The organism is Cyclonatronum sp., from assembly GCF_022565315.1.
In the GTDB taxonomy this organism is placed as follows: Bacteria; Bacteroidota; Rhodothermia; order Balneolales; family Cyclonatronaceae; genus Cyclonatronum.
The window spans coordinates 1-8,602 of sequence record NZ_JAIUMX010000133.1 but is presented as its reverse complement, the minus strand read 5'-3'; the positions used below and the strand labels follow the sequence as shown (position 1 = coordinate 8,602).

Sequence of the window (8,602 nt, the reverse complement as noted above, 5' to 3'; positions counted from 1 at the left end):
AGTGCTGATTTCGCAAGTGGTAAATGGGCTGCCTTCCATTTCCTTTCTTTTCAGGAAGGCTTTGACAGCACTCATCCATTATTTCAAGGTTTAGGTGAACTGCCGGATCAGAAGGTCGATTTCACCCAATCCTTAAAGCGCTCCGCAAAACAGCTTTCGTTGAGGCTTAATGAAATGGTAGGGCAGGGGAGCAAAGATTTGCGGTTTTGGAGCGGCAGTAAATGGATTCGCTTGTTTAGCCGCCTGATACCCTTGCTTGTTTCCCGTTTTCTCAATGAGGAAAAGCTGGAAGAGATGTTAATAAGCCAGTTAGAATCGCAGAAACAGTTTCATTTATCGCTTCTTATCACCGGAGAAATCAGGTCCTTTTCGCTTGTAGCGGCCAACAACCGCTGGAAACGATTTTTGCCAAAGTTTGGATTGGATCCCGTTCTTCAAAACGAAATTGAAAACGGTTTGAGTAATGAAGGACGGCTTCACATCATTACGTCCGAAAATCATTGGCCGTTTAACGACAGTAAAGAGGCCGGCAAACGACAGTGCATTGCTGTTGATGTAAAAGCGACGCCGAATACTTCGGAATCTATTGATTGGGAAAGCCGCTACGTTAGTCACGGATATATGCTGCTTGATCTGCGGGGATCACGGTATTTTTTGATTAAGCTCCCTGATGCTTCATATCTGAGAAAACATGGCGAACGCTTTAACGGTGTGCTCACGCTTGATCTTACTGCTGTTGATTCAGCAAGCCGTTATTCACTGATTGATGCGTCATCATGGCTTCCGGCCCGGCACTTATTCCCATCCGACGACAAGCGCGTTTTCGACTTCTGAAAGCCATATTGAACTCTTTTCACTAAAAAGAAAAAGGGATGTTTCACGTGAAACATCCCTTTTTTCAGGTTTTCTATCCGATTCTTCTGAGCATTTGCTGAATGAGCATCACCCGTTTTTCGACCAGCTCGCGGGGTTCGAGCACTTTTACTTCATTGTGAAAGGTGAAAAGCCATTCGTTGATGTAATCAAGGTTGTCAAACCTGAAGCGGAACAGCTGTCCGTTATCCCGTATTTCTTCTGTATCAATTTCCGCTGGAACCGAAGTTCTGAACCGGCCCGCTTCTTTCTCGGAAACCAGAACAGCTATGGTTGTTGCGGATTCTTCCTTTACCCGAAACAGCAGTGATTTGACCCCGGGTATGTTGTTGCCGCTGAATTTCTGAGCGGTTAGCTGCACATTTTTCATACGGTCGAGCCGGAAGCTGCGGATGTCCCTTCGGTTGGTGTCGTAGCCGATCAGGGTCCAGTGATCGGTATAATAGACCTGCAGATACGGACGTACCTGACGCTTTTCCTTGTTGCCATCCTTTAGGGAAACGTAGTCGAAAACGACTTCGAAATGCTGAGAAATGCCGTTTGCAATGGTAAACCAGTCACCGCCTTTTTTCTTTTGGGCGGCATACATTTTATAGGGATCTACAATGGTTTTGTGGCCGAGATCGGTCATGAATGATTTCAGCTCTTCGGTTGGGAGCACGTTGTCGATTTTGGACTGAACGGCGCGGGCGTCTTTCACCAGGGTTTCATCAACCTGTGAATCCACAAAAGAAAGGCCGATCTGAATAATCGCGAGTTCTTTCGGGGTGAACATGATAGGGGGGATGGAGTATCCTTTCATCATGCCGTGACCACCTTCTTTATCGTAGGTAACCGGCAGGTTGATCTCGGAAAAAGTAGCCAAATCCCGGAAAATGGTTCGCCTGCTTACGCCGAAGTGATTGGCCATGTCTTTAACGGTCCACTTTCGGTTGCTTTGCAGCAGCAGTAAAAGGTTAAGTCGCCGTTCAGTTGAGTTCATTTGTGCCCTGATATTTTGGGATCTTTGTATCGCTTTGTTTTCTCAATATAACCAAAAAAAACAGCTGCTAAACAAATTCCGGCCTGCTTAGCTTTGATCGCCGGCCTGCAGCTGCTCTAAAATGAGAACCCGTTTTCCGTCATAGAAAGGATCTTCCAAATAATCATCTATTTTGAATTCCAATACTTTAAGCGGAAGACTCACATCCCTCAGTTCTTCCTTGTAATCCTCGCCCTTCAGGAAATACGCTTTTGCATGCGGGTATTTTTCGGAGAGGGTTGCGAATTCGCTGAGTTTAATGGCGTGTTTGCTCGTCCATCCGAAGGAAGCATGTTTCACGTGAAACATGCCGGCATCGGTCTGATGGGCTGCGGCATTTTTGAGCCCGAGCTGACCAATCATATCATTCATCGCAGCGCATTTGCGCGCGGTGCGGTCGAGCAGCTCAAACTGCTTTTCCGGAAAGCAGATTGCAAGCGGAATGCCCGGAAGCCCGCCGCCTGAGCCAATATCAACAAACGCTTTTTCCCGGGCAAAACTACCAACAACGCCCAGGAAGAGGCTGTGCACGATGTGTTTCTCAACACTTTTTTTGTCGGAATTGCGGCTGAGCAGGTTAACCTTTTCATTCCACCAAAGCAGCATATCAGCGTATTTGGAAAGCTGTTCTTCGTTGACCTCGATCAGGTTGTTGACCGATTCGAGCATCATGTCGGAGAAAAACTTGGGTACTATTTTGTGGGACATCATGGGTTAAGGGCTTGAACGGTAGGTCATCATAAGTCAGTAAAATAAAAAAAGCGCCGAAACAGACGTGCTGCTCGGCGCTCCAATTTAGGCAATTTCGGTCAGTTTTTGAGATAGACCATCAGAACCGAGAGGTCACTTGCCGAAACACCGCTGATGCGTCCGGCCTGACCAATGGTCTCGGGCTTCACCTTCTGAAGCTTGAGGCGCCCTTCCGTTGAAAGGCTGTGAATGCCTTCGTAATTGATTCTATCGGGGATTCGCATGTGCTCTTTCTTGCTCATTTCTTCCGCCATATCGTACTCTTTTTGGATATAGCCGGCGTATTTGAACTGAATTTCACACTGCTCAAGCTCGGTTTTGGATGTTGTGATGGCTTCTGCCTTTGCCCGAAGCTCGTGATCGGCCTCAAGCATCTGCGCAAGGCTCAGCTCGGGGCGCGTAATCAGGTTCGGGAACTTGATGGTCTGCCGCAGCGGCGTTGTGCCAAGCGACTCAAGCAGGCTGTTGTACACCTCACCCTTTACGCTGTGATCGCCGAACATCTTCATGAGGGCATCGATGTCGTCGCGGCGTTTGGTGTAGCGCTCGTAGCGCTCCGGCGTAGCGAGGCCGATTTCGTGCCCGATCTGCGTCAGGCGAAGGTCGGCATTGTCCTGACGCAGCAGGATGCGGTGCTCCGCACGGGAGGTAAACATGCGGTAAGGCTCCTCGGTGCCTTTGTTTACGAGGTCGTCAATCAGTACGCCGATGTACGCCTGCGAGCGGGAAAGTACGAGCTCGCCTTCGCCCCGAACCTTGCGGGCCGCGTTTATGCCCGCCATAAGCCCCTGACAGGCCGCTTCTTCGTAGCCCGTAGTGCCGTTGATCTGACCCGCAAAAAAGAGGTTAGCCACCAGCTTGGTCTCCATATTCCGGTGAATCTGATGCGGGGGGAAGTAATCGTACTCGATGGCGTAACCCGGCCGGATCATCATCACATCTTCAAAGCCTTCTATGGTGCGCAGGGCATTGTACTGTACATCCTCCGGAAGGCTCGTAGAGAAACCGTTGAGGTACATTTCATAAGTATTCCAGCCCTCCGGCTCGAGAAAGAGCTGATGACGGTCGCGCTCGGCAAAGCGGTTGATTTTATCCTCAATGCTCGGACAATAGCGCGGCCCGGTTGACTTAATGGCGCCGTTGAACATGGGGCTGCGGTCGAATCCGCCGCGAAGCACCTCGTGCACTTCCGGACTCGTGTAGCCGATCCAGCAGCTGAGCTGCTCATCTATGGAAGGCAGCTTGTCCGTGAGGAAGGAGAAGGGGGACGGGGCCTCATCGCCGTACTGAATTTCGAGCTTGTCGTAATTCACGGTGCGGCCGTCGAGGCGGGGCGGAGTACCGGTTTTGAGCCGGCCTGACTCAAAACCCTGCGCTTCGAGGCATTCGGTGATGCCTTTCGAGGCCCGCTCACCGGAGCGGCCGCCGCCGTAGTTTTTCTCACCGATATGGATGAGGCCGTTCAGGAAAGTGCCGCTCGTAACGACTACCGCATCGGCGTAAATCTCCTGACCGGTCTGCGTTACGACTCCGTAGGCTTCTTTCTTTTCATTGATAAGAATATGCACCACATTGTCCTGACGGAAAAACAGGGTGGGAATGGCTTCGAGTTGTTCACGGATTTTCAGAGCATATAGCATGCGGTCACTTTGTGCGCGGGGCGACCACATGGCCGGACCCTTGCTCCGGTTGAGCATGCGGAACTGAACCCCGGTCTGATCGGTCACAATGCCGGAAATACCGCCAAGGGCGTCGATTTCACGCACAAGCTGCCCTTTGGCGACCCCGCCCATAGCGGGATTGCAGGACATCTGACCGATGGCGTTCAGGTTCATGGAAATCATGAGTGTACGCATGCCCATTCGCGCAGCGGCGGCAGCGGCTTCACTGCCGGCATGACCTCCGCCAACAACGATGACGTTATACCTGGAATAAAGTGATGACATAGTAGTGTGCAGCAGACTGAAAAGTTGATTTTTCTTTAGCCTTGTAAGATAACCACAATTTATGAAAGCTGCTTAAAGGGCTGTTTTTGAGGCAAATTAGATTTAACAGGCTAATTTTTTGTAACCAAAGCTAATCGGCATAAATCAGGCCCGATCAGTTAAATCCGGGTGCCCAACCTGCCGGTTGTAACGAAAGGCAGGTGATCCCTTAGATCCGGGTTCTTATATTCCAATCAAAAAGCACGGGACTTGCCGCAGGCTTGGGATTTATCGGGCTGGCACGAAAGCCAGTGATGCGCACGGAGTTCCTCCAAATAAAAAAGAGTTGGTAATGTGCTGATTAGCCGGGATCAGGCTTGGTTTTTTGGGGTAATCTGTTGTGATACGTTCCTTAACTATCCTGCCCGTGAATCTGAATGCCGTCTTTCCAGCTTGCGGTGCAGGCGTTGGGGCGGAGGTGATAGAGCCAGTGGTTAACGGAGGGGGCGTCGATGAGGGCGAAATCGGCGCGTTTGCCGGGTTCGAGGCTTCCGATATCGTGCTGCATGCGCAGGGCTTTGGCTGCATACAGGGTAGCGCCTTTGAGCACCTCCGCCGGACTCATGTGCTGAAGCGTGCAGGCCATGGTCATGGCGGCTGGCAGATGGAAGCTTGGAGCGGAACCGGGGTTGAAATCCGTTGAGACGGCAACCGACACACCCGCTTCGATAAGTTTGCGGGCAGGGATGGCGGGCAGACGCAGGTAAAAGCTCGCGAGCGGAAGGCTCACAGCGACTACATCCGCGTTTTTCATGGCCTGAATGCCGGCATCAGAAATGTACTCGAGGTGATCTGCTGAAACGGCACCGAGTTGCGCGGCAAGTTCCGCACCGCCGCCGGCACTCAGCTGATCGGCGTGCAGTTTGAGCATAAAGCCGTAATCGATGGCATTGGCCAGGATGGTGTAGGCTTCATCGATGGTGAAGGCGGTTTCTTCAATAAATATATCGCAGAAACGGGCAAGCTGTGCTTCAGCAACGGCCGGGAGCATTTCTTCAACGAGGAAGGAAACATATTTTTCTCGCTGATCAGCGTACTCCGGCGGCACCATGTGTGCGCCCAGAAAGGTAGAGACAATATCGAGCGGCTGCATGCGGTCGAGATCGCGGTACACCTGAAGCAGCTTGAGTTCGTCGTCGCGGTTGAGGCCGTAGCCGCTCTTGCACTCTACGGTTGTGATGCCAAGCGCCTTCATTTGCTCCAAATGCCCGAGACATTTGGTGAGGAGTTCTTCGGGTGATGCTTCCCGGGTGGCACGGACACTGCTGAGAATGCCGCCGCCGCTTTTTGCAATTTCGATATAGGGGCGCCCGAGTGAGCGGAGTTCGAACTCATCGGCCCGCCAGCCGCCGAAAGCCAGGTGCGTGTGGCACTCAACCAAACCGGGAATAACCATTTTCCCGCCGGCGTTCACACGCTCCCACTCCTGATACTTCGCCGGCAGACTTGCCTCGGGGCCAGTCCATACAATTTTATCCCGCTCCCACACCAACGCGGCGTACTTTACAGGGTGAAGCTCGGCCTGACCGCCGGCCGCGGCGCAGGTGTACAGCATTCCGATGTTGGATAGAACGGGCATTTTGGAGAGTATTAGTTCAGTAATATCAATTAGTTGAATTAAATTGCGTAGCCACTGTCGGGCTGTTCTGAAACCCCGGCAGCAGCAGCAATTTTACCCTTCCAAAATAACAAAAGCAGCCCTGACCGCAAGTAACAAGCCTTTGGTCAGCAAATCCCTTTGAGCGCATCCCGCACGGCCTGCCTGTAAGTTGCGCCTACCGGGATGAGCTCATCCCCAATCCGTATGCGGTTGCCGTCGAGCGCCCGGATGGCATCAGCGCGGACCAGAAACGATTTGTGAACCCTCAGAAAACCATGCGGCCTGAACAGGGTTTCGAGTTCGCTCAGCGTGATGCGCTTGGTATGCACCGAACCGGCGGTATGCAGTTTTACATAGTTAGCTGCCGATTCCGCCCAAAGGATTTCAGGGAGCGGAATCCGCCGGAGTACGCCTTCTTCTTCAACCGTGGTGAAGGCATCGGTATCGGCTGCTTTTTCAGGGCGTGTTTCCGGCAAAGGGGTATTTGTTTCTATAGTATTGTGCTGCAATCGTTTGCGGACTTTTTCCACGGCCTGTAGAAAGCGTGCGTAGCGAACGGGCTTCAGCAGATAGTCGGATACCCCAAAATCATAGCTTTCTAAAGCATATTCGGCGTATGCGGTAACAAGAACGACCTGCGGAGGCTTCTCCAGCGTTTGAAGCAGCTCAAGGCCGGTGAGGTCGCTCATCTGAATGTCCAGAAACATCAGATCGACATCCTGCTCACGCAGCAGGTTCAGGGCCGAGGTGGCATCATAACAGTTCCCGACAATCCGAAGATCTGAAACCCTCCCGCAATAGGTTTCCAGCACTTTATGCGCCGGGGCTTCATCATCAACAATCAAAACACGAATCATAAGGTAATCCTCAGCTTGCCGAGCCACATCTTATCCTGTGGTTCACTGTGCAGGGTAAAGCGATCCGGATACAGAATGGAGAGCCGGCGGCTCAGGTTGCTCAGTCCGTTGCCGGAAGAAACCACTTTGCGACCCGGCTCAAAGCTGTTTCGGGTTGAGAGGTTCAGCACCCCGTCTTTACACACAATATCGATATCAACAACGGACTGACCACCAGGAAAGCAGCCGTATTTGATGGCATTCTCAATGAGGGGCATAAGCAGGAGGGGAGCGATTTTGGTGTCGGGGTTGGTGATATCAGACCGGAAATGGATATGGTTGTTTTCCGTAAGCCTGAGTTTTTCAAGCTCCACATAATGACGGATAAACGCGAGCTCTTCTTTAAGTGAAACCCGTTCTTTTTTTTGAATATCGAGGAAGTAGCGGTACAGCTCGGCAAGGTGCAGAATCATTTCCGAACCTTTCTCCGGATCGTCAAGGTTGGTTCCGTAAATGTTATTCAGCGTATTGAACAGAAAATGGGGGGAGAGTTGTGATTTCAGGGTTTCAAGCTCTGATTTAAGGAGCAGGGCCTCCGTTTTCTGTAGGCGGTACTGATCTATGATGCCTCGCTTCGCATAGCGCACGCCCAGGGCCAAAGCCATCACAATGCTGAAACTGATCACGTCAGTAATTGCGGTTTGAACAAAACCGGTATCCAGCATAAACTCGCCCGCAAAACGGAAAGCCATCGCGACCGATACAGCCCCCGCTAAAAACGTGATTCCATACTGAACATACTTCCCCCGTTTAAAATAATACGTGTGCAGGAAAAGGCTCAGATAACTTGCCGCAATGATACACACCCACAGCAAAAGTACTACCAAAAGAGGCTCAAGTCGTGCGACTTCTTCGTTCGGGTCGTACGATTGATGCACATTAATGGCGAGAATTAAGAGCGCAACCAGCCACCCGGCCAGGTGTTTGAGGAGTGTTTTTCTGATGGGAGCGGTAAGTAACATAGAAATATGTTAGATGTATCGGATTGGCTAAAAAATACAGCCTGCTCACCTCACATAAAATCAACAGGGATGAACAGCATTCGTCACAGCCGGTACTGAATCATCCGGTGCAGTGGCTACTCTGCCCGAGGACAGGTCTGATTATGCATAAGGCAGAAATGCAGACGACATTTCTTCGATTTCTCTTTTGCCAATATGTATTTTTTCGGCCTCTGTTCTCCAGCTCTTGACAACCTGTTCAATTTCCGCGGCGATCTGAATGGCTTTAGTTTGGGTTAACCTGAATAAAGGTGCAACGCTGAGCGCTATATCCTTTTGCAGCCTGTTATCCTGCTCATCAATATTGAGAGAAAGCCCGTAGCCATTAGGATTAGGATTAATGTCGTATGCCGGACTCAAGATCAACCCTTTCTTCGTAAGAATAAACCCGTGATTTCTTAAATGATCATCGGTATTGGATACACAAATACTGAACAAAATCCGTCTCCATAGCTGCTCTAAATCATACGTGATGT

The 8,602-nt window shown here is 51.0% G+C and carries 8 protein-coding genes; 1 reads left to right on the top strand and 7 read right to left on the bottom strand.

Annotated features, from left to right (window positions below; all coding sequences use genetic code 11):
* The coding region (locus LAT75_RS14160) for a hypothetical protein (protein WP_291483333.1) at positions 1–834 on the top strand (834 nt) is incomplete at its 5' end.
* Positions 835–907: 73 nt separating this feature from the next.
* Here LAT75_RS14160 and LAT75_RS14155 read toward each other — a convergent pair.
* The 7 genes from LAT75_RS14155 to LAT75_RS14125 all read right to left on the bottom strand — a co-directional run.
* Positions 908–1,855 carry a WYL domain-containing protein gene (locus tag LAT75_RS14155; protein WP_291483332.1) on the bottom strand — a complete coding sequence of 316 codons (948 nt, stop codon included), beginning with the start codon at positions 1,853–1,855 and terminating at the stop codon, positions 908–910.
* An 87-nt stretch (positions 1,856–1,942) separates the two neighbouring features.
* Positions 1,943–2,605, bottom strand: a complete 663-nt coding sequence (locus LAT75_RS14150; RefSeq protein ID WP_291483331.1) for an RsmG family class I SAM-dependent methyltransferase — start codon at positions 2,603–2,605, stop codon at positions 1,943–1,945.
* Positions 2,606–2,703: 98 nt separating this feature from the next.
* Positions 2,704–4,590, bottom strand: coding sequence for a tRNA uridine-5-carboxymethylaminomethyl(34) synthesis enzyme MnmG (gene mnmG / locus LAT75_RS14145; RefSeq protein ID WP_291483330.1), 1,887 nt, complete (start codon positions 4,588–4,590; stop codon positions 2,704–2,706).
* A 391-nt stretch (positions 4,591–4,981) separates the two neighbouring features.
* Positions 4,982–6,208, bottom strand: a complete 1,227-nt coding sequence (hutI, locus tag LAT75_RS14140; RefSeq protein ID WP_291483329.1) for an imidazolonepropionase — start codon at positions 6,206–6,208, stop codon at positions 4,982–4,984.
* Positions 6,209–6,354: 146 nt separating this feature from the next.
* Entirely contained in the window at positions 6,355–7,086 is a 732-nt protein-coding gene (locus LAT75_RS14135; protein ID WP_291483328.1) for a LytTR family DNA-binding domain-containing protein, read from the bottom strand.
* On the bottom strand, positions 7,083–8,087 hold the full coding sequence (locus LAT75_RS14130; RefSeq protein WP_291483327.1) for a histidine kinase: 1,005 nt from the start codon (positions 8,085–8,087) through the stop codon (positions 7,083–7,085). The genes LAT75_RS14135 and LAT75_RS14130 overlap by 4 nt, the downstream gene beginning before the upstream one ends.
* Before the next feature lie 141 nt (positions 8,088–8,228).
* Positions 8,229–8,602 (bottom strand): HipA domain-containing protein (locus tag LAT75_RS14125; protein ID WP_291483326.1); only part of this gene is annotated, 374 nt, incomplete at its 5' end.